Source organism: Anaerosolibacter carboniphilus (genome assembly GCF_014205875.1).
Lineage (GTDB): Bacteria > Bacillota > Clostridia > Peptostreptococcales > Thermotaleaceae > Anaerosolibacter > Anaerosolibacter carboniphilus.
On record NZ_JACHEN010000021.1, the window covers coordinates 1 to 26,072 of the forward strand.

At 38.4% G+C, this 26,072-nt stretch carries 25 protein-coding genes; 9 read left to right on the top strand and 16 right to left on the bottom strand.

All coding sequences use genetic code 11. The features are described from left to right. Nucleotides 1-466 precede the first annotated feature (466 nt). Nucleotides 467-1,324, bottom strand: a complete 858-nt coding sequence (locus HNQ80_RS16025) for a VanW family protein (protein WP_243183325.1) — start codon at nt 1,322-1,324, stop codon at nt 467-469. After that, on the bottom strand, nt 1,302-1,487 hold the full coding sequence (locus tag HNQ80_RS16030) for a hypothetical protein (RefSeq protein WP_184311681.1): 186 nt from the start codon (nt 1,485-1,487) through the stop codon (nt 1,302-1,304). The genes HNQ80_RS16025 and HNQ80_RS16030 overlap by 23 nt, the downstream gene beginning before the upstream one ends. Before the next feature lie 408 nt (nt 1,488-1,895). On the opposite strand from HNQ80_RS16030, the gene HNQ80_RS16035 reads away from it, so the two are divergent. The 8 genes from HNQ80_RS16035 (at nt 1,896) to cobO (ending at nt 9,817) form a co-directional block, all read left to right on the top strand. Beyond that, on the top strand, nt 1,896-2,744 hold the full coding sequence (locus HNQ80_RS16035) for a sensor histidine kinase (RefSeq protein WP_207727045.1): 849 nt from the start codon (nt 1,896-1,898) through the stop codon (nt 2,742-2,744). A 233-nt stretch (nt 2,745-2,977) separates the two neighbouring features. Beyond that, complete coding sequence (locus HNQ80_RS16040) at nt 2,978-3,634, top strand: response regulator (protein WP_184311683.1); 657 nt, start codon at nt 2,978-2,980, stop codon at nt 3,632-3,634. Between the two features lie 123 nt (nt 3,635-3,757). Next, nucleotides 3,758-4,774, top strand: coding sequence for a hypothetical protein (locus tag HNQ80_RS16045; protein ID WP_184311684.1), 1,017 nt, complete (start codon nt 3,758-3,760; stop codon nt 4,772-4,774). Nucleotides 4,775-4,804: 30 nt separating this feature from the next. Further along, a complete protein-coding gene (locus HNQ80_RS16050; protein ID WP_243183327.1) occupies nt 4,805-5,740 on the top strand; it encodes an ABC transporter ATP-binding protein in 936 nt (311 codons plus the stop codon). An 11-nt stretch (nt 5,741-5,751) separates the two neighbouring features. Continuing rightward, entirely contained in the window at nt 5,752-7,035 is a 1,284-nt protein-coding gene (locus tag HNQ80_RS16055) for an ABC transporter permease (RefSeq protein WP_184311685.1), read from the top strand. Nucleotides 7,036-7,040: 5 nt separating this feature from the next. Beyond that, nucleotides 7,041-8,231 (top strand): ABC transporter permease, encoded by a 1,191-nt coding sequence (locus HNQ80_RS16060; protein WP_184311686.1) that lies wholly within the window; start codon nt 7,041-7,043, stop codon nt 8,229-8,231. Nucleotides 8,232-8,737: 506 nt separating this feature from the next. Beyond that, the gene (locus HNQ80_RS16065; RefSeq protein ID WP_184311687.1) at nt 8,738-8,914 is read left to right on the top strand and encodes an aspartyl-phosphate phosphatase Spo0E family protein; all 177 of its coding nucleotides are present in this window, start codon (nt 8,738-8,740) and stop codon (nt 8,912-8,914) included. Nucleotides 8,915-9,298: 384 nt separating this feature from the next. After that, nucleotides 9,299-9,817 (top strand): cob(I)yrinic acid a,c-diamide adenosyltransferase, encoded by a 519-nt coding sequence (cobO, locus tag HNQ80_RS16070; protein WP_184311688.1) that lies wholly within the window; start codon nt 9,299-9,301, stop codon nt 9,815-9,817. Nucleotides 9,818-9,841: 24 nt separating this feature from the next. Here cobO and HNQ80_RS16075 read toward each other — a convergent pair whose 3' ends face one another. From HNQ80_RS16075 to HNQ80_RS16090, 4 genes are all read right to left on the bottom strand, one after another. Next, on the bottom strand, nt 9,842-10,861 hold the full coding sequence (locus HNQ80_RS16075) for a DUF6765 family protein (protein ID WP_184311689.1): 1,020 nt from the start codon (nt 10,859-10,861) through the stop codon (nt 9,842-9,844). Nucleotides 10,862-11,038: 177 nt separating this feature from the next. Further along, complete coding sequence (locus HNQ80_RS16080) at nt 11,039-11,377, bottom strand: hypothetical protein (RefSeq protein ID WP_184311690.1); 339 nt, start codon at nt 11,375-11,377, stop codon at nt 11,039-11,041. Between the two features lie 55 nt (nt 11,378-11,432). Then, nucleotides 11,433-12,119, bottom strand: coding sequence for an anaerobic ribonucleoside-triphosphate reductase activating protein (locus HNQ80_RS16085; RefSeq protein ID WP_184311691.1), 687 nt, complete (start codon nt 12,117-12,119; stop codon nt 11,433-11,435). Nucleotides 12,120-12,646: 527 nt separating this feature from the next. Further along, nucleotides 12,647-13,429 carry a sugar phosphate isomerase/epimerase family protein gene (locus HNQ80_RS16090; protein ID WP_184311692.1) on the bottom strand — a complete coding sequence of 261 codons (783 nt, stop codon included), beginning with the start codon at nt 13,427-13,429 and terminating at the stop codon, nt 12,647-12,649. A 346-nt stretch (nt 13,430-13,775) separates the two neighbouring features. On the opposite strand from HNQ80_RS16090, the gene HNQ80_RS16095 reads away from it, so the two are divergent. Further along, on the top strand, nt 13,776-14,618 hold the full coding sequence (locus HNQ80_RS16095; RefSeq protein ID WP_184311693.1) for a PhzF family phenazine biosynthesis protein: 843 nt from the start codon (nt 13,776-13,778) through the stop codon (nt 14,616-14,618). A 9-nt stretch (nt 14,619-14,627) separates the two neighbouring features. On the opposite strand, the gene HNQ80_RS16100 is transcribed toward HNQ80_RS16095, so the two are convergent. From HNQ80_RS16100 to HNQ80_RS16145, 10 genes are all read right to left on the bottom strand, one after another. Continuing rightward, complete coding sequence (locus tag HNQ80_RS16100) at nt 14,628-15,101, bottom strand: GNAT family N-acetyltransferase (RefSeq protein ID WP_184311694.1); 474 nt, start codon at nt 15,099-15,101, stop codon at nt 14,628-14,630. Nucleotides 15,102-15,163: 62 nt separating this feature from the next. Continuing rightward, nucleotides 15,164-15,727, bottom strand: coding sequence for an NUDIX hydrolase (locus tag HNQ80_RS16105; RefSeq protein ID WP_184311695.1), 564 nt, complete (start codon nt 15,725-15,727; stop codon nt 15,164-15,166). A gap of 264 nt (nt 15,728-15,991) precedes the next feature. Beyond that, the gene (locus HNQ80_RS16110; protein WP_184311696.1) at nt 15,992-16,720 is read right to left on the bottom strand and encodes a GNAT family N-acetyltransferase; all 729 of its coding nucleotides are present in this window, start codon (nt 16,718-16,720) and stop codon (nt 15,992-15,994) included. Nucleotides 16,721-16,887: 167 nt separating this feature from the next. Next, nucleotides 16,888-17,577: a hypothetical protein gene (locus tag HNQ80_RS16115; RefSeq protein WP_184311697.1), complete on the bottom strand. Its 690-nt coding sequence runs from the start codon at nt 17,575-17,577 to the stop codon at nt 16,888-16,890. A gap of 236 nt (nt 17,578-17,813) precedes the next feature. Further along, a complete protein-coding gene (gene thiS, locus HNQ80_RS16120) occupies nt 17,814-18,011 on the bottom strand; it encodes a sulfur carrier protein ThiS (protein ID WP_184311698.1) in 198 nt (65 codons plus the stop codon). Nucleotides 18,012-18,143: 132 nt separating this feature from the next. Continuing rightward, nucleotides 18,144-20,303 (bottom strand): aldehyde ferredoxin oxidoreductase family protein, encoded by a 2,160-nt coding sequence (locus tag HNQ80_RS16125; RefSeq protein WP_184311699.1) that lies wholly within the window; start codon nt 20,301-20,303, stop codon nt 18,144-18,146. A 68-nt stretch (nt 20,304-20,371) separates the two neighbouring features. After that, nucleotides 20,372-20,806, bottom strand: coding sequence for a 4Fe-4S binding protein (locus HNQ80_RS16130; protein WP_184311700.1), 435 nt, complete (start codon nt 20,804-20,806; stop codon nt 20,372-20,374). A 120-nt stretch (nt 20,807-20,926) separates the two neighbouring features. Then, complete coding sequence (hypD, locus tag HNQ80_RS16135; protein ID WP_330602906.1) at nt 20,927-23,311, bottom strand: trans-4-hydroxy-L-proline dehydratase; 2,385 nt, start codon at nt 23,309-23,311, stop codon at nt 20,927-20,929. 3 nt (nt 23,312-23,314) lie between these two features. Further along, the gene (locus tag HNQ80_RS16140) at nt 23,315-24,217 is read right to left on the bottom strand and encodes a trans-4-hydroxy-L-proline dehydratase activase (protein WP_184311701.1); all 903 of its coding nucleotides are present in this window, start codon (nt 24,215-24,217) and stop codon (nt 23,315-23,317) included. 222 nt (nt 24,218-24,439) lie between these two features. Continuing rightward, entirely contained in the window at nt 24,440-25,942 is a 1,503-nt protein-coding gene (locus tag HNQ80_RS16145; protein WP_184311702.1) for a sodium-dependent transporter, read from the bottom strand. Nucleotides 25,943-26,072: the final 130 nt, after the last annotated feature.

A 26,072-nucleotide genomic window follows, 5' to 3' on the forward strand; every position in this document is an offset into this window, starting at 1 on the left:
GCCGCCAGCGTTCATCCTGAGCCAGGATCAAACTCTCTATAAAAAAATTCGCGTTATGCTCATCGCAACCGCTCATGTCGCCAACGAAATTTCTTTGAGTAAGACTCTCGAAATTTCCGTTGCTCAAAATCAGCGTTACGCTAAGCGTATATATGCTGGCTTAATTCTTACACTGTGTAGTTTTCAAAGACCAAATATGGTAACGTTTTCATCGCCAACCTCTCGTGTTGACTCTTACTATATTACACTAATCTTTACTTCATGTCAAGCTGCTTTTTATTGGTAATTTTTCCTGCCTTCGTTACAAGGCAGATATTAAATATACCATCTATCGCATCACTTGTCAACATGTATTTCGGAAAAAAATGAAGGGCTGATTCCCAACCCCTGCTGTCTCAAGGACAAAATATACTATACCATAGTTTTTCTATGGAATCAATAGCTTATTCACTTGTAAATTATTCCATCATGAATTTGCTTTTGATTCCAATAATGGCTCATACATCATGACAGCATGATTTTCAGCAACAAACTCATCATTCAATAAAACACCACTATGACCATATCTTCTCCTATAAATCTGATTGTGACGGGTATATCCGCCCCAGTATTCCTGTTGGATATAATGCTCTTTCTCATAAACCTCATAACGATCCTCTATGGCTTCCGTACTCCGCCATTCCCCTACCAGATCCGTTTCTGTTAAATAGAGATACAGCTGCATAGGCTGAGATGTTTCGTTTTTGATTTGTAGATCGATATAGTTGTAGGAGCAAGTGGCTCCACTACCAAAGGGTTGGGTCCGATCCGCATCGGGGAATACATCATAACTATGCCTCCACCGCTCTACAATTGTCAATGGTGTATGGAGTGTCATCCAATAAATTAGATTAGACAACTGACAAAGCCCTCCTCCGATTCCCGGTTTAAATCCCCCGTAAAACAAGACCATCCCTTCGACGAACCCATCCTTCTTTCTTGGTTTTCCAATCTGCTTCCAATAGGAGAAAGTCTCTCCTGGATAGAGTACGAGACCATTTATCCTTTCAATCCCAATACGCAGATTTGTAATCTTATTCTGTTGTAGCCACATATCTACTTTTCTTAACTTCCTGATCAAGGGAGTTTGATGTTGAGAAATAACTTCCTTATAATGTATGATATCTTCTTTTTTATGGGCAAATTTCACCCCAGATCCATACCAGTATAGATACCGTTTCAGAGTATACACCATTCTTCCCGCAAACACTCTTATATTTGATCGCTCTTTAGGTCTCATATCTGGCCTTTTCAAAATCCCATTATTTGTTCTTTTCAGGTTCATAAGCATCTTCCTCATAATCAAACTCAAATTTTTTCATGGTTGCCTTATTGGTAAATGCTTTATTTTTCTTCTGACTGCGATATAGATTCTTCAGCCGATCATAGTCATCTTCTTCAACATCGAAATCTTTTCTAAATATATGTCTGTAATCATCTCCACCCATTTTTCATCCCCTCCTCCTCTTTCATCTCATTTGATCATCTTATATAATAAGAATAACAAATTATAGGGGATGTAGAAAATGAAAAGTTCAACCAAATATATTATTTTTATTATGCGATTCATCCTTTTGGTATGTTGCTTCATATTTGCCATCGGCCTTGAGTCACCCAGTACCAGTCGCTATATGGTGCTCATACTCACTTTCTTATTTTTGCTTTTCACCTTACATCTCAAGGAGTTTCCCAAAATTCAGTCCTCCAAATACTACACCTATGCCTATATATTAGATGTTCTCATACTTTTAGTCCTGGAATACAACTCCAAGTTCCTTTTGAACTACTATTTTCACTTTATCTATTTCATTCTGATGCTATCTGCCGGGTTGTTCTTATCTCGTTTCCACGGTTCCATGATAAACATCGTTATCTTCCTGGCATCTATGTTCAAATTCATTCAAATACTTCAAATCAATTGGAATTTGTCCAACGTCTCCCTTACGATTTTCACTTTTTTCACCTCCTTACTGATGATTCTCATATTAAACTATGGAAAATACTATTCTGAAGAGCAACAAAAATCCAAGGAGCTCTATCGTGAATTAAAAGCCTATGCTGACCAAGTGAGGGAGTTAACCCGAACAGAAGAACGGAACCATCTCGCCATGGAAATTCATGACTCCATCGGTCACACCATGACAGGCTTAATCATGGAATTAGAAATGTGCAAGCGAGTCATTCCGCAAAATCAAGAACAAGGTATTCAACTGATTCAGCATGCCCTAGACACTGCTCGCAAAGGCTTCATAGAAATACGAAGCTCTGTAGATGTTCTCAAAGCTGAGACCTCCCAATCTGAGAAGGAAAATTGGGTAGAAATGATTCATCGTTTCCGTAATCAGACAGGATTGAACATCCACGTAAGCCTTGATCCCGAGAAAATACAACTTCCAGCATCCATTGCATCTGTGGTTTATCGTATTCTGCAAGAAACTCTGACCAATGCAGCTAGACATAGTCATTGCACAACGGTGAACATAACCATTCAAAAAAAGAAAGACTCTCTTTACATGAAAATTTTAGATAACGGAGAAGCATGTAACCCTTATGTAGAGGGAAATGGCTTAAAAGGTATGAGAAAAAGAGTCGAAGGGTTAAATGGTTCCATAGCATTTTCTCAAACCCCTGGTTTTTGTGTAGAAGTATGTATTCCTGTAAATTTGAAATCCAATAAAACAAAAGCATTTCATACTCTAATATAAAAGGAAATACTTTTGTTTTTCACAGGGAACTAATAGGTGCTTTGCACCCGGCCGCCTCACCGCCTCGGCGGCGCTCGTAGCACAGCATCACTTATTCGTGATGCCACTCGCCCTATGACGCTTCGCTGTAACCCTCCAATTATTAGACATAAAGGGGGGAACCCCTTTAAAAATCCCCCTTATCTAGGAAATCAAAGACCATAATTTCCTAGATAGGATAACGAGGTGAGATGATGGAAAAGATTAAAGTCATGATTGTAGATGATCAAATTATTTTGTCCCAAGGCTTAAAGATGATATTAGGAATGGAAACAGATTTGGAAGTCATTGCGGTGGCCGCCAATGGTCAAGAAGCTATTTCTCACTGCCATTGGCAGTGTCCAGACATCATATTAATGGATATAAAGATGCCTATCATGAATGGTGTAGATGCTACAGAAGCAATCAAATCCCAGTTTACGCATCCCAAAATTATTGTCCTCACAACGTTTCATGATACAGAGTACATTTTTAATGCCCTTAAAAAAGGGGCCTCTGGCTATATTTTAAAGGAATCTCCTCCAGAAGATATCATCCATGCCATACGTACCGTCCATCAAGGTGGTTCCATTCTGCAACCAAACATCGCAACCAAGGTGATTGAAGAATTTACCCGGATGGCCTCCCAAACAAAAACCAGTCCCAAAGATGATCGAATCCATCTTCTCAGTGATCGAGAGAAAGATATTATTCAATGTATCGGTGCAGGGATGAATAACAAAGAAATCGCTGATCATCTATTTCTAAGTGAGGGGACTGTTCGAAATCATATCAGCCACATGTTAGAGAAACTTAACCTTCGGGATCGTACCCAGCTGGCGATCTTCGCCATCAAAAATCAACTTACATAATTTCATCATTGCCCCATGACAAATGTCATGGGGCAATGATGATTTAAATGATTTTTTACACAGGTAAGGATTTTTGTATTTTTCTATAATAGTATTAGAAAATATCCGAAGGAGGTTTCCATCATGAAAAAAATCCTCTGTGTTTCCCTGTTGATAGCAACAATTCTTACCCCTACCATCACTGGCTGCACCAACGGAAACATCATGGATCAGTACAAGCAAGCCCTTGAACAAACAGAAAAAATACAAAGATCCAGTGAGCTCGTGGAATTTACTATGGATCTAGATCTTAGCAGTTTGGATCTCACCCTGGAAGAGAAGAAGCAATTGGATATGTTCAGCAACATCAAAGGATCCTTTGTTGCAAAGCATGATAAAGAGAAAGGCATCTCTTTTCTAGATGGGCACATTGAAATGAAAAATCTTGGTTTTGATGTAAAGATTTATGAAGACCAAGAAACCATCGTGACCCTGATGCCTATCTTCTCCAAATATATGGTGATCCATAAGGACCAGGATCAATCTTCCTTCGAAAAGAATCTTCCTGTCATCCAAATAGATCAAAAGGAAATCAAAAGTCTATGGAATAACATGACTACGAAATCTAGCATCCAGAATCTAGGCAACAAGATGGTAAGCACCACTGAAGGGGAGATACGAGCCACCGCCTTCGAGGTCACTCTTCAAGATGCTGAAATCAAAGAATTTGCTAAAGCCATTATACAAATAGCTCTAAAAGATCCTGAAACAAAAAAATCCTTTATGAAATTTATCAATGAAATGCCTCAGGGAGAAAAATTCGAGTATGCTTTACGCACGGATGAAGACTTTGAAGAGTTCCTAGGTTATATGGAAAAAGGTATTGACCAGATGAAAATCAATGAATTCCGCCATACCGGTTCCTTTGATAAAGATCATTATATCATTGAAGAGAATGTCCGTCTGAACTATGCGGTAGAAGTTGGCCCATCAGAAGATATTCAGGTTTCTTATAACATTCAAGTAACTCGCTGGAATATCAATAAAAGCTTTGATTTTGAAATGCCTGTCTTAACAAAAGAAAACAGCTTTACAGTGGATCAATTGAATGAAAATACCCCAAAACTCATCGAAGATCTGCTGAAATCTCCGAAAAAATAGAAGAATCTATCATGAAAGGAGTACCTCACCATGTACATGGTTGAAATAAAGAATTTAACAAAAAAATATGGCCCTTTAACAGCCGTAGATAATATCAGTTTAAATATAGAGACGGGAGATCTTTATGGCCTCTTGGGTCCCAATGGCGCTGGCAAATCAACCACTATTTCTGTTATTAGCACCTTCATTCAGCCTACTTCAGGAGATGTTCTAGTCGGCAGTCATAGTGTGCTAACAAAGCCATCAGCTGTTCGAAAACTCATCGGACTAGTGCCCCAGGATATCGCATTGTATCCTACACTGACCGCCCGAGAAAATCTCTCTTTTTTCGGTAAGCTATATGGCCTAAGGGGAAAAGATCTATTGAAGAAAGTAGATAAAATTTTAGAAACCGTTGGTCTCTATGATCGAAGCAATGAAAAAATAAATACCTACTCTGGAGGCATGAAGCGGAGAATCAACATTGGCGTTGGATTAATGAATGATCCGAAGCTATTGATTCTTGATGAACCTACTGTAGGCATTGACCCCCAATCTCGCAATCATATATTGGAAACGGTGAAATATTTAAACGAAACAGGTATGACCGTCATCTACACCAGTCATTATATGGAGGAGGTAGAGTTTCTCTGCAAGCGTATCGGTATTATGGATCACGGCAAGTTGATTGCCCAAGGCTCCAAAGAAGAAGTTTTTGCCTTGGCTGGCAATGAGGAGACCCTTGCCATTCATATCTCTCAACTATCCCCTTACCATCTTCAACAGCTGCAAACCATTCTGCCCGAATATACATTGCATTATGAGGAGGGTATTCTGACGATTCTGGGCAAGAAAACACACTCAGTATTAGGTGATATCTTAGCCATCCTCAATGCAGAGAAATTCAAAATCACATCCTTGAATATTCAAGAACCCAATTTAGAATCGGTTTTTCTCCACCTCACCGGTAGAGCCTTAAGGGATTAGGAGGGAAAATCATGCACGGAGTATATATAGCCCTCAATGATTTGAAAATCACTTTGAAAGATCGTAAAGTTACGATGATTTTACTGATTATGCCCATGCTGCTTATCACAGTTCTTGGAACTGCCCTTTCCTCCGCCTTTACGCCCGATGCCATGACGGATCTTTATCGAATTTCTATCGCTATCGTTGAAGGTGAACCTGCTAACCTATTGGAATTAGAAGAATTTATTCCAATAGACCAAATAGAGAAACTTCAAACCACCCTTTCCGATTTGGATATCAACCGTATCACGATAGAGGAAGTGCTTCAGTCTGAGGATATTAAGAATCTTATATCCTATGAGATTCTAGATCAAAATGCTGCTCTGACCAAGCTAAAGGCGAAGGAAATCTCAGGGATTGTGTATCTCCCTGACCAATTTGCCAACCGCTATATTATGGGAAAAAAATCAGAGATTAAGATTATGACCAACACCGATAGCCAAATGGATAAAATGATTCTGCTTGCTATTTTTAAAGGCTTTAGCGCTCAGCTTTCTCTGCCAAGAATTGCTGCTAACGTGGTACAAGAGGAAAATATCAAGGAAGGTCTTGGCTCCTTTTCTTTCTCTGCTACAGGAGAAGATATCAAATCCTTGGCAATAGATAAAAACATCTCTCTTCAATTTTACCAACGGACAGAAGTTGGAAAGCGACTTATTACATCAAAGGAGTATTATACAGCAGCTGTGGCTGTCATGTTTATGCTATTTTCTGCTGGCTATGGACTTATGAATATGCTCCACGATCGAGATCATTTCACCCTCATGAGACAATTGATTGCAAGTGTATCCAAATTTCAGATGCTCTTGGGAAAATTCTTATATACCCTTTTTCTATGTGTGATACAGCTAACAATTTTATTTGCCTATGGATATGTTGTGATGGGGATACGTCTTCCATCGGACCTACTGGCCTTTGTAATCCTAATCTTTGCTGCCAGCTTTTCCATGGCTGGATTGTCGGTGCTTCTCTGCGGTATTGTAAAGAATCAAAGGGGAGCTGTCATCTTTCAGAGCTTAATCATCAATATACTTTCCCTATTGGGTGGCAGCTTTATTCCTATAGAAGTTATGCCAAAGATATTCAGGCCACTAATCGATTTCACGCCTAATGGCCGTGCGTCCAGGGCTTTTCTACATCTGATTGAAGATGGACAATTGAGCGAAATATCCTCTAGTATTCTGATGCTATTGGGATTCGGAACCCTATGCCTACTCATCGGCATCCATATTTTCCGTCCCACAGAAAGGTGATAAATATGAGAAAGATAATGTTGATTACCTATTTAAGATTTCTTAGATTCTTTAGAGAGCCCGGCCTTTTCCTTATTATGCTGTTTCTTCCCATCTTGTTCACCTACTTCATGGGAAATATGGGCTCTGGCAATTACCGCATTTCCATCGCCTTTGTAGACCTAGACCAAAGTACTTACTCCAGCAAGCTTATTGAGAGATTTTCAGATAATAACACCTATCGTGTTTTTCAGTATAATCAGAAAGAAGCCACGGAGCAGGTTAGGAGGTACAATGTGGCAGCTGCCTTGATCATTCCTCAGAACTTTGAAGAATCTATCATAGAAAAGGGTGCTCCTGAAATTGAAATCATTCGTCTCAAAGAGTCCTTTGAGTTAATCACCTTGCAGAATGAGCTGCGATCCAATCTAAACTTTATCCACGGCAATATTAAAATTGCTGATTATACAATAGCGCAACTCAAAGAGAAAAAGAATATCGATGATAGGATAGCCTCTATCTGGCAGCAAGCCTATCATAATGCCTTAAGCAAGTGGTTTCCCTATCCTCCCGTATATGCCACACTATCTAGTCTGAGCCAAGAAGATTTTAGCGGCTATAATCCATTAGCCCATTATTCCGTTGGCTTCAGCATGTTCTTTGTAATGTATACCATCATATTTGGAATAGGCGAGATCTTAGACGAGAAAAAGAACGGTACATGGCAGCGACTCCTTACCCTTCCTATTTCTAAAGTTGAAATCCTAACGGGAAATCTGCTTGGTACTTTCTCTGTCGGTTTTCTTCAAATATTCATATTGATTCTTCTAGGCATTTATGCGTTTGGTGTGAACTGGGGTGCCGACCTACCCCTTACACTCCTTGTGATCGGCATCTTCGTATTGACCATTACCTGCTTTGGTTTGTTTCTGTCAAGTGTGGTTAAAACTTCGGCCCAGCTCCAGGCCATCACCCCAGTGGTTACTGTCTGTACTGCCATGCTAGGTGGTACGTTCTGGCCTTTGGATATTGTCCAATCGAAGCTCTTATTGTCATTAGCGAAGCTGACCCCTCAATATTGGGCAATTTCCACCATCGAAGGAATCATCCATCAAGGTTATTCTTTTCAAAACATTATATTCCCGACCCTGATCTTACTTGCAATGGCCTCACTATACTTTCTTTTAGGGCTAAAACTATTAAACTGGGAGAATTAACGAAAATGATGATAGTCGTAAAATTATACTAACAGAAAAAGACAATATGCTGGAGCCATTAAAATTAATATTTTCTAAGGTAAGTAAAATAGGACAAAATTCATCTTGGTGATATTACAGTAAAAAAATTTCTTTCAATATATCATTAAAAACTCATGGTATGATACTTTATCAGCCATGAGTTTTTTTAAAAATACAGCATTTCATTTACAAATAAGTACTTTAAAACCTTTATAAAATGCATTTGCTGTGTAAAGAAATCCATTCCTTGTTTTCTACAAATTTCGACTTTTCTGTTCGCGATAGTGCTTTTATTGATGCTACCTGGTCTATCTGATACGCCAAGTGCCCTATTTATATAGGATCTACACGGTTTCACTTTTTTACTTGTTTTTCGACATGTTTCTTCATAATTATCTAATTTTTTACATTAAAATGACATAAGGTGCAGCAGGTTACGCAGGGGACTATACTCAAAAATCATTGTTAGAAATGAGGAATGTAGAATGGATGATCTAAATATAGCACAAGAGACCTTGAAGCTAGTCATTGAAGTTGCTCGAGAACATCTAGAGAAATTGATTGAAAAGAAGGATGGCGATCTTTTACATCCTGATATTATCAGCTTAAGTCAATTTCTTGATCGCCTTTTGTCGGAGTACCAAAAACTAAGAAATAACTAAGAGCCACTCAGTACCTAAATTCGTATAGTCCTGCTGCTGCACCTTTTTTTCCGCCATCAAAAGGAGCTCTATCGAGCTCCCTCGTCATATAATATACTTTGAATACATTTTTCTCAAATTGATCGATGATTTTTTCTGCTTCTGCTTACCCTTTTTTCTCCAGTTTTCTTAATCAAATTTACTTTTTGTTGCTATTTCCCTTTGCCTTCTCGAACAACTATCTATACCCGTGATTACTGTGCTCTCTTGTCTAAGATTTTTATTTTTGTCCTCCATAGAATCACCTCGTCATTATTATAGGGCATCTAAAAAAATATATACATATGGGGATACTTTTAAAATCATGGTACAATATAATGACTAGAATCTAAAGGAGGGCTTCCATTGGAAAAAGGATATATCCATGTTTATACAGGAGATGGCAAAGGCAAAACCACGGCAGCTTTTGGCCTTGCCGTCAGAGCAGCAGGCGCTGGTAAAAAGATATTCATAGGGCAATTCGTGAAGTCCATGGAATATAGCGAGCTAAAGGCCATGACATTGCTAAAGGATTATGTAGATATTGAACTATTGGGTTATGGATGCTTTATCACAAAGGATCCTGATCCACAGGATATAGCCGCAGCCAAAGCCGGTCTCGATAAAATCAGGAGGATTTTTCAAAGTAACCAGTACCAAGTAGTAATTCTAGACGAAATCACGATTGCACTCTTTTATCATCTTCTTTCCTTAGAAGAAGTCTTGTCCCTCATGGATGCAAAGCCCTATGAAATAGAGCTTATTCTGACTGGTCGTTATGCCCCAGCAGAAATGCTGGAGCGCGCAGATCTTGTCACAGAAATGAAAGAAATAAAGCACTATTATACCCAAGGTGTATTGAGTAGAGAGGGAATAGATCGCTAATCCCCTCTCTTTTATTTTGTTTCGTTACGTAATAATACCATACTTAGGAAGCAACTCATTCTTAACAAAGAACTTATGCATCGTTAAAGCATCGTGGAAGTATTTCCAGTCTGAATGGCTAAAGCCTTCTTTCTTATCATACTTCATATTTGATTTATCTAAGACCGTTACAGCCTTTTGAAACCATTCCCGTTCATCATATTTAACCGCTGCCTGAAATCCAAAATATCCTTCTGCCAATTTTCTCTCCCATGTTTTTATTCGTTCTTGTTGAGTACCTCTCATGGCAAAGACATATCTCAGCCTGTCTTCTATCCTTTTCCAAGGTTTTAAGTCATCCTTGAAAATATGAGGGATTTGCTCTCTTACTTCTTTCGATAGAAACTCATAAATATGGCGTCCTGCATCCATGAATCTAGACAAATTATCAATTCTGATAGATCCTTCTCTCTTATAGGGTTTGTAGCTCCATATCAAATAGGGTTCATCTGGACAAGTAAACGCCTGGGCATGCCCTATGGGAGGGAGCAGTTCAGAAAAAATGTTTGCTCCAAACTCTTCCAATAGGCTATACTTACGGTTTTCAGGTTTTAAACCTTCCACTTCGTTATTATATTTTCTTAATCCACTAAAATTCTGGTGGGCCCAAGTATCTGCATACATGTGCAATGCAATTCCCAAACGATGTAAACCATAGGGCTTTTCTAATGTATTGAGGGTATCTCGCAACACTTCTTTCGCCGTCTTACTATTCTGCCTGCAGCAGATCTGCTCAAAAAAATCATCCCCCTCCACCCCAGGCAGGAAATGAAAAGGCATCAAAATCTCATAAGCCACTTCTTTTTTAAATACCCCTAGATCCAAAATTTTATGGGCAGACATTTGTTGTTGAAAACGCCCACCACTCTCAAAAATCAATTCATGGCTATAGATCGCATCATCGGTATGCTGAGAAGCATAGGCAATGATACTACTTTCCTCAGGCTTTATTCCAGCCGCACGGCATAGCACATACACGCCATAATAGTGAAAGTCGATCTGCATGATATCTCCACCTCCTTAATGCCTTCAATGCTCTAAATAATAAACATCCTCTTATGAATATTCTATGGTGGTGTTTAGGAATCGGTACTATCTTTTATGCTGACGCTCTACGTTCTATCTTCTGTTCACGTTTCAAATCTTTCTCTTCTATATCTGGCATAAAAAAAGGAAGAAATCTTAGATTCCTTCCTCATGGTTTGTTTCATTTAACTGTCTTTCTATAAATTCCTGACGACACTGCCAGCTGCAAAAAAAATGTGCCATCCCCTCTTCAGTGGCAATTTGATATGCCTTTCTCCGGGGAATTTCTTTGTTACAGCAGAAGCTTGTAACCATCTCAATAGGTTCTTCCAAGTCCTCTTTTGCTGCTTCTATTTCTTCATTGACAGCAGCCTGAGACTTTCTTCTTTGCGTTGCAGAAGCTGCCTTTTTCATGACTCCCATTCCGATCCATACAATTCTTTGAATAAAAATATATATCAAAATGATCCATAGAATTTCTAATACATTATTCATATATCATCATCCTTTTTTTCCAAGACTATAATCTAGAGACAACTTTTTGATCAGCTCACTTTTGAATCTTAAACTTTTCGAAATATCCTTTTATTTTCTTTCCAATTTCCTCTAGCACCTCTGGGTCATATGGATGAAATTGATTTGTTCCAGCCAATACTGTATTCCCATCCTTAAAATTTTGTATAGAATAACGCTTACTAGGGTTTATATAAGCTGCAATCTCTAATATATCCTCTTCTGTGTGGAGTTCTTTGCAGACAGTAGTTCTAAATTCATAATCTATATTTGAGCGCCTTATCATATCGATACTAGTTTTAATATGCTCTATATCCACTTTTGTTCCCGTCACCAGTTCATATTTGTGAAAGGGTCCTTTGATATCCATTGCGATGTAATCCAATAATTTTTCATTAAATAGAGTTGTTAAAACATCTGGATTTGTACCATTGGTATCTAGCTTCACCAAAAACCCTTGGTCCTTGATTTTCTTAATAAACTCCTGTAAATCCTTATGTATAGTAGGCTCTCCACCAGAGATGCATACAGCATCTATAAAGGGTTTTCTTTTTTTCAAGAAAGAAAACACCTCATCTTCATCAATATTCTTTCCATTCCATGTCACGATATGTCCATTGTGACAATAGCCACATCTAAAATTACAGGATGCAACGAAATACATGGTACAGATTTTATCTGGATAATCAATAAAAGATGTTTTTTCATGCCCTGCAATATACATTTTCGGCTCCCCTTTTTACTCCTTTTTCATAATCCTTCGCTATTTCCATCTAAAAATCCTTACTATGCAAATTTAAAATCTCTCTTCCTATACTATCATACCCATATCATACAATACAAAGAAAGAAATATCGGATAGGAGGATAATGCTGATTATTGACATTTCCCATCCATTTTATGCGGGTTGCCCAATGCGCAACCTCTACGTTATTTGACGCACCATTCAATAAAAGCAACTTGGTTCGTAAATATCATGCAGAACCGTTATTGGATCTTATCATTTAATAAAACCATATGCATAGTTCCAAATAAATAACCATCTTTTCTTGATCTGCTGTAGGGTTGGACGACCCTGTCCAACCGTTATCACTACATCGTATTTTACTACATCTGCGGTACAACTTATTCAAAATAAATTTTACCTTTTTCATGGTATTTGCTATCATGATGGATGAAAAAATGCTTGCAGATCCACCGCAGTTTATTCACCTTAGCTTTAGCCTCTAACACTTCTTGTATCTCCCTATCTTACTTGAATATTTCATATGTTCTTTCATATGCGACCTTTAAAAATTCCTCTGGAGAAAGTCCTGTAAATTGCTTTGAAAACTCATTGGTAATTTCCAGGGATATTGCTCCTGAATATTCAAGGGCGAATAGCTTTTCTGAAACCATCTCCCAATTTACAGTTCCTTCACCAGGGATTCTATGCTGGTCCGCTGACCCATCATTATCATGTAAATGTAAAGCCATAAGTCTATCTCCGTAATTGCTTAGGAAATCTTTATCTTGTGAATAGCAGTTTTCATGCCCACTATCATAACAAAAACCTAGGCACTTCGATTGAATATTTGAGAAGATAAAATCAAGATGTTTAGGCCTTTTCAAATTTTCGAGGGCAATATTTACGTTTTTTCTTTCAGCAAATTCAATGATGTCTTTGAACCGATCTATCCCTATTTGACTTGGAGCTGGTGGTGTCTCTCCATCCATGACATGAAGTACCGCTGTCGGTATATGATGTGCTGCACAATCTGTAATACAACTTTTATAGAATTTCACCATGTCCAATCCATTGATTCCATCTATCCAGATATCGTTTACTTTTTCATAGGGTAGATGTACATTCTCAACAGCTAACCCTAATCGCCTTGCCATATCAGGCAGCACTGCCTTCTCTCCATCAATCTCTATAAATTCATCGCCCCACCAGAGCATCACATGATCGAATCCTGCTTCTTTGATCAACTTAAATCTTTCAAAGTTCTGTATAGGATAGCCAAACCAGTAATAAATGCCCATCCTTTTCATCAGATCACCCCATCTAAATACCAGTACTATGCTCGCATCCATTAAAAGCGACTGCATTTTATGCATATCATTTTCAAGTCTTTTTCATGTATTATAACTAGAATAATATCCCACTACTTTAAAATAACAAAAACAAGCAATACTGTCTCGGACTCATTATATCATAGTCTAGAAATTTATTACATTTATACTCCAAATGCTCATAGACTGCCATTGGAAGACTTTGTCACCTCTTGATTTATCTGTCTTTTATGCTAGGATAAGATTAAAGGAGTTAATGGAAATATTTTGTAACAGAATCTACAGTCTAAGTATCATACTGGATTCTTAAAGGGGAGATGTTGCAATGAGAAAATATCTATTAAAGAAATTTAGAATTTATCACGTTGATGCTTTCACTACGGAGGCTCTTACTGGCAATCCTGCTGCTGTTTGTATTCTAGAGGAGTCTATTCCCGATGAGTCAATGCAGGCAATCGCCTTTGAAATGAACGTATCTGAAACAGCTTTTGTGATACCGAAGACACACCTGCCTATCGATCAGCGTAATGTTTTTTCATTGCGATGGTTTACACCGATGAAGGAAGTTCCTTTATGCGGACATGCGACCCTTGCATCCTCTGTGGTATTGTTTGATGACCTCTCCATCCCCTATGATGAAATCACTTATGAAACGAAAAGTGGTCCCTTGGTCGCTAAAAAAGATCCTCTTGGCATCGCTCTAGATTTCCCTTTGGATAAGCCCATAGAAGCAAAATTTCCACACAAAAATGAAATCCTGCAATCTATGGGCATTATAGACTATCAGAATATTTTTATAGGTCAAAAGACAAAAAAACTGGTGATTCATTTACATAGTGCCCATGAAGTTCGCTCTTTGAATCCAAATTTTGAAAAAATGAAGAACATCCCTGTAGAAGATATAAAAGGAGTAGGTGTTACCGCTGGCGCAGATGCCTCCAACTATGACTGTATAACAAGATACTTCAATCCTTGGGCAGGTGTTAACGAAGATCCAGTAACAGGATCAGTCCATACCTTATTAGGATACTACTGGGCAGAGCTTCTCGATAAGAAGGTAATCTATGCTTATCAAGCTTCCCAACGAGGAGGAGAAATAATACTAAGATTGAAAGAAAATATGAGAATAGAACTCATAGGCAAAGCTGTTATTGTAGATCGTTACTAAACATTGCTCTCAAATTGACTTCCAGAACGCTGCTTTAAACTTCGAAAAACCTAATTTCTCAAAAAACTTGTGGGCACCCTGATTGAACATCCATGAACCTAGCTCAATTCGGTCTGCCTCTAAATCTTTTGCATATTCTTCTACCTTTTCCATCAGCATACGCCCCACCCCTATATTTCTATAGGCAGATGATACAACCATCTGATCAATGTACATAACACGTTGTTCAAATTTAAATGGATTTTCCGGAACACAGTGTATCACTGCACAGATGTAACCAGCTGGATCTCCTGTATCTGAAAAAGTAATAAATATAAGACCGTTTAGTTGATCAATCATTTTCTCGAAAAAAGCTTCTAACGCTGATAGATCCACTGGGTATTTAAATAGATGGGGATGTGCCTCGGCGTGGATTTTCTGGACAGTATCGTTTAACGACACAACAGTAGGTAAATCTGATTTTGTAGCTTTTCGTATTTCCATTACAAGTTTCCTCCCTTTATTCTGCCTTTGCTTTTCAAGGATGTCTTGAATCTACCCTTCCTTTAAATCCTTAAGGCTTTCATTTTAGACACTATTTTCTTATAGACCTTCTGCATATGGGGTTCATTGGTATATGTATCGATTTCAGCTATGGGAATCCATTTCACGCCGCTGTTTTCATCGATTTTAACAATTAGTGATTCCTCTTCATCAGCCTCCACCAAATAGGCCACTGACAAATGGAGATGGGACGACACGTATGCTCCTCTCTTTACATGACCTAACACTGGCAAGATATCCAGAGAGATGATCTCCGTAGCCACAGGATGAATATTTTTTACACCTGTTTCTTCCTGAGCTTCCCGAATGGCAACTGCTAACAGATCCATCTCCCCATCAGCATGTCCACCGGTCCACGCCCATGCATTGTATATATTATGATGTATCATCAGTACGCTGTCTCTCATCTTATTCACGATAAATCCTGAACTTGTGATATGGGCTATTTTATTCTCTCTGGTTAGAATATTATCAAATTGTTTTATACAGTCTAGTATAATTGCTTTGTCCTTCTCTTCCTGTTCATTACAAGGAGTATATCTCTTTATTTCTGTAATCCAGTCCATATTTACCTCCGTGTTTATAATATGAATTTGTGCAATATACCACTTGAACATCATAAATGAAGGATGCGACACAATCGGGTGGGAAAATTCCATCCTTCTAATGTGTATAGACTCGTAGGGGCGATCATTGATCGCCCGATGATTGCCATCATTCACGGGCGAACACTGTTCGCCCCTACAGGTGTGATCGAAATTCTAAGATCAACACTATTTCATACTATTCTACAAATATACCCTAACATTAAAAACAAATCTAAACCCACACTAGATTTCAATATTGATCACTTTTTTATAAGCTTTAAAACCTAATTTTTCATACAGTTTCATTGCTCCCGTATTCTCACTATCTACAAACAACATTAGCTTATGATCTCCAAAATCCCGAAGAACAGAGTTTAATAAGCCTGTTCCAATGCCCTGCTGACGTAGGCCAGGTATTACATAAAAGCTGGATATCATGGCTAAGTTCGGGTCCACCTTTTCGATACAAATGGTTGCGATAACTTCCCCTTCTTTATACACACATAGCCATTCCATATTATCTGGTTCGAATTCTATAAATTCTTTGTCGTATCTTTCTTTAAATCTTCTCGCCATCTCATACCATTCCATCTTATCTATCCGCCTATATTCGATAAATCCCTCATTGATAGGCTGATTTTCAGATGTGTACACCATAATCAAATTGTATGTAACCGATCCTTTAGGAATCTTGCTATCAAATTCTATAAGTTTTTCTTCTGCAAAGGCCACTTCCAACTCATAAAGATTATACTCTCCATACAGTCTATCAAACCATTTGCTACAGAATACGCTATTACCTCTTAAAGTGGCTCCTTTTTCTGTTTCCCAGATAGCAACAATACCATCGATATGGTGATTCTCATCATACGAAATTTCATATCGAAAATCCCTAATGCTATGGACCATACCTCGAATCATATATACATTTTCGTATTCATTCTTTTTCAGATAATCCAACATCCCTTGCATTAGAACAATCCCCCTGTTCCATATTCTTCCTGATATTGTCCTAATTATAACACACCATGATTTTTTCAAAAAGAATGCGTTCTGTCATTCACTCATAAAAGGCCAGGGCTTACGCATCTGCATAATCCCTGGCCTTTATATATTCGTTATCTATATTTCTTGTCTTCTTATATAAGCTGTAATGCTTTAAGACCCTCATAGGTTATGAAGCCCATCAGCACATAATCATACGCTTCATCACTCTTTTCCGTGATATAAATATACTTTTTCTCTTCTAACTCCTTGGCACGGGCAACCTTTGCGTACCAGTTTTTATCCTTTGCATCCCTTGAATACATGAATCGATAGTCTGATTTATCCGCAATCCTATACAATTCGCAAAAGAGTGGATCTTCCTTTTTCACTACAGATAATTTCTTTAATCCCTTTACCGTTATCATACCGATAAGCACCACATCTAAAATAAGAGCACTTCTTTCAATTAAATGAATATATCCATCATCATGGAGTTTCTTAGCATTTTTTAAGGCATCAGCCCATTCCTTTCCATGCTGTTCCTTGGTATATACAAAATGAAAAGTTTGTTTATCTGCCCACTTATAGATTTCATCCAAAAAAGGAGTTTCTTCTTCCACTATTTTAAGCCTTTGTAATCCCTTTACAGTTATGCTCCCCAATAGTGCTACCTTTAAGCTCTCATTATTTTTATCTGAAATATATATATATCCTTCTTCCTCTAATACAAAAGCTTTTGACATCACTCTAGCCCATTCCCGGTCATCTACATTTTTGGGATATATAAAATTAAAGGTTTGTTTGTCTGCACTTTGACTTAACTCGTTTAATAATTTGTCCATAACGCTGCCGTTCCCCTTTTGGTTAATATCATTTTTCTTTGTTCGTTTAATATAATTATACCATTCCCTTTTTTTGAACAACAATAGAAAAAAGAAGGAGCTGTCTCCTTCTATAGATTGTCCAAATATCATATTTTTAATAATTTTATTCAGCTTTAAGGTTGCTTCCCAATGGAGGTCTTTTCACAATAAAGTTGAATGCTAAATCAAATAGCACCTATCCAATCAACTATATCTCATCCTCCTGCCAATAGATGAATTACCTGAACATCATCTCCATCTTTGATCACCTTTTCATCATATTCTTCTTTATGAACAAGTTTTCCATTCACCTTCACAATGATCTTGGGATACGTATAATTCTTTTTCTGCAGTAGTCTGCTTACGGTTAATTTTTCTTCCCACTGAAAATCCTTACTATTTACCTTTATCATCGTTCGCCCTCCTACCGTCGACCGATCGCTATTCAACAATACTGACAGGTGATCAGCCTAAATCTCCATGAGCTCTTTTGAACAATAACTTTAGACGACTTTGTATCACTGCTATCAATTTGTTTCTTCTACTCATCCGAGATAAGGTTTTACAACCGCAATAACCTCTGGCAGATTCATACCTATTTTCTGAAGGTATTCTATCGTAGGTATGCCGTTTAATGTCCATCCCCTTCTTTTGTAAACAGCATCTATCAGTTGCTCATATTGATTCTCCCTGTATTGCCTTAAGGCTTTTATCTTTTCTTCTGTGGATTTCCCTTCTGGGTCGTATCCAACAGATTCTCTCAGCTGCTTGTCATATCGTTCCTGTCTTGATTCGTATTCTTCCACCGTTACAGGTCCCATGGCACGATAGGGTATGGCATCATCGGCCCTTTTGCCATGACCCATTCTTATATTAAAAATTCTTTGGAAATTATATACTCTTTCTGATTCTCTTATCAACTCTTCTTTATCTATATTTTTTCCTGTTACACCATTGCATATATCTACATAATTTTGTACATGCTCCGGTATTTTTGCAGGTTCATTAGCCTCCCCATTGCCTTCTGGCGTAATATCGTTCCATGGCAACTTGCATAAGCCGTATAAGCCAAACCAGGTTCTAAACATAGGGAAGTAGTGGAGTGCTTCTGCCTTATCCTCAAAGGTTGGTATTTGGTTGTTTACCATATCCATGAAAATGAGCCATGCTTCATCATGCTGTGGTCCTTTATTGGTAAGCCCATACCCTCCTTGCTGTGCAAGGGATTCCTTTGGCAGATATTCAGAAAACTCTAGCCCCTTTTGCTCCATTCCTATATCATTTAAAAATTCTGGGTGTGCACCATATTCTTCTACGAATAACCTTTTCATTCTACGTACACCTTGACCAGCAATCAGCCCAAATCCTTCTCCCCTTGACATCTGATGTAGCAGCTCTAGGGCAGCTTCTGCATTTCCAAAGTTCAGTGCAAGCCCTCCTGTTATTTCTTTGTTTAATATTCCTGCTTCATAACATTCCATGATAAAGGCAGTAAGAGTTCCAAAGGATATGGTATCTATCGCATACGTATCACAGTAAAAGTTGAGTTCCAAGATGACCTGGGGATCAAATATTCCACAGTTTGATCCGAGACCTGCTGCATTTTCATATTCTGGGCCATCTACCGTTACTTTCTGCCCCTTGTATGGACCAGTTTTTAATTCAAAACTATCTGCAGCTTTTGCACAAGACATAGAACACCCATACCAGCAGCCATCGGGCATTCCTTGTGTTATATATTTTTCAATAAATACATTTGATGCTATTTTATAGGTATCAGGATGGCTTCCAAATTTATAGTTATGGGTAGGAAGCAAATCATAATCATCCATCACTTCTATGATATTTGCAGTCCCTATTTTTCTCATTCTGTTTTGCGCATTATCTAATTTACATATCTCTTTATGAAGCTTAATTCCCGCTTTATTAATTAGAGACTTATTCGCAGGGTTATTTAAATCCCCCTTCGTCCCCTTATACTTGATTATTAAAGCTTTTATCTTCTTATCTCTAAATACAGTTCCGATCCCGCCTCTTCCAGCTTGCTTCAACCTAGCTACCTGTCTCCTTATATCATAGAAGCTAAAGTTAAGAAGTCCTAAACGTGTATGTTCCGCCGCTGTTCCTGATGTGACTACAGATATGTTTTTCCTATCTTCCTCAGAATCTGCATACATTTCTGTTAGCACTTCACTTAGTATATGTCCATCGACAGGCTCAAGGGGTGCTTCTTCAATTTTAATAATCCCCTCATTGCCATCTATGAATATAATTACATCTTTTTCAGCTTTTCCTTGTAACTCCAGGGCATCCCACCCTGAAAACTTAAGATATGGTCCAAAGTATCCTCCCACATTGCTGTCCATAGGCATACCTGTCAATGGAGATATGGTACATACCAGTGACTTTCCTGATCCCGGATATTGTGTGATGCCACATATAGGTCCCCCGGCAATAATGATTTCGTTTTCAGGATCATTCCATTTCGTTTTTTCATTGACTGCATTCCAAAGATACCATAATCCAAAACCCTTGCCTCCTATAAACTTTTCCTTCATCATTTCTGTCACAGGTTTTGATTCTATTCTATTATCAGATAGGTTTATGTAAAGACTCCTATTGGTGTACCCTTTTTCTACTTTCCCCAATGCATACTTGTGCTCTTTTAATAGTTTATGGGCTTGTTTCATTTCTAAAAAATTCATAGATGATTTCCTCCTTATACCTTCTTGTATACAATACATAGTTCGCTATCCTATCTTCAATAACCCTATTATAGATTTCCACCACTTGCTGCAATTTGCTCTAGCATTTCTGCTTCTTGTCCTTCAACCTCTCCTATGAATATTGCCCCCGTCGGACACGCATGAACACATAGTCCACAGGCTATACACTTAAAAGGCTCCACGTAGTCATCATGTTGCCTCATTGCCTCCTCTGGACAGAAGCCTACACACATAAAACACCCTACACAGTCCTTCTTTTTAATGGTTACAACACCAAGTGTATTTCTGCTAATTGCTCTAACAGGGCAAATGTCAATGCAGACGCCGCATTGATTACATACATTTATCTTCTCTTCTTTACTGGACTCAATCTTAATACATGACTTTTCGCTGGCTTTTTCTTTAAAATATGTTTTTGAACATACTTCTTCACAAGCCCCACATGCTATGCATAATTCTTGTTTCTTTGATAATATCTTCATGTTTGTCACCCCATTTAATCAATTTTCTTCACTAAGAAGCAGCTATTCTTTCAATTGAAAGAACTGGAAAATTACTTTTAATAATTTCCCAGTTCATATTCAACACAATTGCTTACACATTTAAAAGCGCATATGTTCGCTTCTTTCAATGATTTCATCCTGTAATCCCTTGTTGAGATTGTTGAAGTAATCACTGTAGCCCGCAACCCGAACAATCAAATTCTTATATTTTTCAGGATTTTTCTGGGCATCTCTAAGGGTATTTGCATTGATAATGTTGAATTGAATATGGTGTCCATCCACTTTAAAGTACGCGCGAATTAAATCTTTCAGTTTTTCTAACCCCTCCTGCCCTTGAACGATCTGAGGGGTAAATTTCTGATTCAATAGGGTTCCACCCGTTCTTAAATGATCCATTTTTGATGCAGATTTGATTACTGCTGTTGGTCCTTTTTTGTCAGCCCCTTGTACAGGTGAGATCCCTTCTGATAATGGTTTGCCTGATTTTCTGCCGTCAGGTGTTGCCCCTACAACAGATCCAAAATAAACATGACAAGTGGTAGGAAGCATTTCAATTCTATAGGTAGACCCTGTTGGTGTTTTTCTGCCGTTCACTACATCGTAGAATATATTAAATACCTTTTGCATGATACGATCTGCATAATCATCATCATTGCCATACTTTGGCGTCTTATTTAGCAGTCGCTGGCGCTCTTTTTCGTAACCTTCAAAATCGGCATGCAGAATATTTAAAAGTTCTCCCATTGTAAAGTTTTGCTTGTCATACACGTGGTATTGAATAGCCGATAGGCTATCTGTTATACTGCCGATACCTACTCCTTGAATATATCTTGAGTTATATCGAGCGCCCCCAGCATTGTAGTCCTTCGCATTTTCAATACAATCGTCAATAATCATAGATAAAAACGGCGCTGGCATACTCTCTGCATACAGCTTTTCAATAATATGATTACCTCGTATCTTAATATCCGCAAAATATTGAACCTGCTTTTTAAATGCTTCTAGCAGTTCTTCTAAAGAATCGAATGCTGCTGCATCACCCGTTTCAAGGCCTAGTCTCTTTCCTGTTCTTGGATTTATCCCATTATGAAGGGTAACTTCTAGAATTTTAACGAGATTAAAATATCCTGTTAAAATAAATGCTTCTTTGCCAAAACATCCTACCTCTACACAACCACTGGTCCCCCCACAGCGGGCATCTTCCAAAGCTTTTCCCTGTCTTAGAAGTTCTTCAATCACTGCATCTGTATTAAACACCGATGGAAAGCCCATGCCTTCTCTTATGACCTCTCCAGCTTTTATGATAAAGTGATCAGGGTTCTTTCTACTGACCTGTATATTGGTACTAGGTTGCAAAATTCTCATTTCATCAATGATTTCTAACAGCAAGTAAGAGATTTCATTGACACCATCGCTGCCATCCGATTGGATACCACCAATATTGATGTTGCAGAAATCTGTATAGGTTCCACTTTCCTGCAGTGTAATACCTACCTTTGGTGGTGCTGGCTGGTTGTTAAATTTCACCCAGAAGCACTCCAATAATTCCTTTGCCTGTTCACGGGTTAATTTTCCGCTTTCACTTTCTCTTTTATAAAAGGGATATAGATGTTGATCAAGCTTTCCTGGGCAGAAAGCATCCCATGTATTTAATTCTGTAATGACACCTAGATGCACAAACCAATATGCCTGCAACGCTTCATGGAAAGTTCTTGGGGCATAGGCAGGAACATGACTACAAACCTGGGCAATCTCTTCCAACTCTTTTTTTCTTATGGGATTCTGCTCTATACTTGCCAGCTTCCTAGCCTCATCAGCATGTCTTTCAGCAAACCTGACGATCCCATCACAACATATGCTCATCGCTCTTAACTCTTCCTGTTTTTCATAGGCTTCCGGATCATTAAAATAATCTAGTTCTTGTAACTTTCTTTCAATATCCTTTTTAAAGTCAATGAAGCCTTTTTGATAGATTTTTCCGTCAGCCACCGTGTGCCCTGGTGCTCTTTGCTCCATAAACTCCGTGAATATGCCTGCCTCATAGCTATCTTTCCACGCTTCCGTCATTTGATTGAAAAGATGATCTCGAATGGATTTTCCTTTCCAATAAGGGATGATCGTTTCCCGATGTACCCGTTTGGTCTCTTCATCCACACGAAAGAATATTTTCTCTCGCCTGTCAATGATATCGAAGTCTTCTTCTGTATGACAGCATAATTCGGGATAGGTTGGTGCCTGCTGCGGCCCCGGTCCCCGTTCCCCAACAATTAATTCTCCATCATGAATACAAATAGACTTGTGCTCCATCAAATATTTGAATGTTAAAGCTCGTAAAACCGGTATAGAAACTTTACCTGCATAGTCCTTATAGACTTCTGTAACCAATACGGCCCTTTCTATGGAAAGGCGGGGAACCGTGGTAACGCTTTGTTCTCTAAGTTTTGCAATCCTGTCGTTCATCCCAACTTCTCTTCTCAACATCATCAATCACCCTCCAATTTTTACATGTAGTCCAAAAGTCCTTAACTTTTCACGAATCTCATTTAAAGCTCTATCTGATGGAGGCTGTACCCAAGAAAGTTCATACTTTTTCCCAAGCCTCTCATATTTATCAACAGCAGTCTTATGATAGGGCAGTAGAAAAACGTCTTTTAGGTTTAATGAGGACAAAAATTCCCCGGTCTGTTGTATATTCTCTTCATCATCATTTATATTAGGTATAATGGGTATACGAACCCATATGTTGCTGCGATGCTTTACAAGCTGACGTAAATTATCTAGAATAATACGATTCGATACACCCGTATATTTTTTATGCTTATCGTCGTTCATGCACTTCAAATCATACAAAAACAGATCTACTTTATCAGCTACTTGCATCATGGAATCCCACTGAGCATAGCCTGATGTATCTAAAACCGTATGCAATCCTTTCTCTTTGCACGCCTTAAGAAGCTTTGTTAAAAACTGAATTTGTGATAAAGGTTCCCCACCAGAAAAAGTAACACCTCCGCCAGATTGTTCATAAAAAATCTGGTCTTTCTCAATCTCTGTCATAACATCCGATACGCTCATTTTCTTCCCTACTAATTCTAGTGCCTCCGTGGGACATCTATCTGTGCATCTTTCACAGAGACTACACTTTGCCTGATCTCGGATTCTGTCTCCTTCTAAATAGCTTATTGCCTGATTTATACATGCTTCGAAACAATCTCCGCATCCTATACATTTGTTTTTTCTAAACAATATTTCTTGTGTATATCCTTGGCTTTCTGGATTATGACACCACCAACAGTCCAAAGGACACCCTTTTAAAAACACGGTAGTACGTATACCTGGTCCATCATGAATAGTATAATTTTGGATATTAAATACAATGCCTTCCCTCAATATATCACCTCGTTAATCTCCAGGAGAGTCCCCTGGGAAATTTCATGTATGTGTATTCTATATGTAGTTCCCAGGGGTTTTCTCCCTTTATAAAGTCTGCATGATAATTAATCAGTGGTCTTTGACTTCTCCTTCGATGCTGCAAGACTGGCAAAATATACAAACGGCCCAACGATTGCACCAAGCATAATAATCATCCAAACAATAGTGCTTCCTTCCATATTACTCTTCCTCCCTTACTTCAGCTAGAAACTGCCCTTCCATCATATATCTTTTTCCCTGAATCCATTCTGCCAGCCGTCCATTGGCTAAATAGAAAATAATTCCCGTCAGTAAGACTTGAGCCACGACGGTGCCTAAACTATCTACGATGAAAGGATTCCACCAGTTATCTGGGTGCCATGTAATTGCCTGATAGAACCACCATCCTACAACAATCGATAATAGTACAGGAAAAGACTTCACTGCTACATTGAACCATTTACCCACTTGGATATCGCTGCATGAATTAATAACTTCTGTACGGAATTTATCCACACCAAACTTATATACCGACATAGCAAAAAATAGACCACATATGAGAAGACCAATACCCCAAACCCAGTCCTGATTGTTCAAAAAATCTATACTATATGCAGATGGAAGTCCAAAAATAAAGCAACCTAAACATACTAGGATCGTTGCTTTCTTTCTGTCATACCCTGCATTTACAAAATTTCTTATTATTACTTCCGTTTGTGGTATGATGGAGGTTAACGCGGCAAGGGATAGGGCAAAGAAAAACAAAGCGGCAAGGATATTGCCTCCTGGAATCTTAGGAAATAATGCAGCTAAATAAATAAACGTAAGACCATAATTGCCTGTTCCTAATGCCTCAATAGCAGCCCCTTCACTGGCGGAAAGAGCAAAAACTGCTGGTAGAACCGCCAGCGCACCTAGCATAGCTCCTATCATATCCCCAAAGCTGATCATGAAGGCGTTTACCGCTATGTCTTCGTTCTTCTTAAAATAGTTAGCATAGGTCAACATCATTGCCCAGCCAGCGCCCGCAGACCAAGCAGCCTGTGTCAAAGCGTTCAACCATACTTTTGAAGTCCCTAAGGCTGCCCAATCAGGAACAAAAATGAATTTTAGTCCTGTAGCTGCACCTGGTTGCATTAACGCCCAAATAGAAGCTACTAAAAGGCTAACAAATAATGTTGGAATTGCAATTTTTCCGATACTTTCTAATCCTTTTTGAACACCTCTGTAGATGACAATACCCATCGCCAACAATGCAATAATCTGGAAGAAAATCGTTTGTCTTGGGTCTGCAATAAAGGAGTTCCATAATGCTTGAGAATCAAATCCCGGTTTCATAATCCCTTGCAAAGCGAATACGAAATATCTTAGTGCGTATGCAAATACAACAGCATAATAGAAGGTTATGGCTGCACATACCCATGTAGCCCATCCTCCTAGCCAAGCTTTCTTTTGACCGTAGAAATCTCTGAATGCACCAATAGCTCCCAATCGAGTTGATTTTCCTATACCCATCTCCATCATAAGAAGAGGAACGACCCATAACATATTACAAATAATATAAGCAATAATAAATGCTCCACCATGATTACTTCCTACAATACGAGGAAAACGCCAGATGTTACCTGTTCCCACTGCCATCCCCAATGCAGCCAAAATAAAACCTAACCGACTACCCCAATTTTCATTTTGATGACTACTCATACACATCCTCCTAATTCCATAAAATAAGAACAAACTAACCAGATAGATTCATACTACCCTCCTTATTTTTTGAATATTCAATAAACCAGATGTTTGTTTTGAGTGCAATTCTCGTGCCAAGGTTTTATAA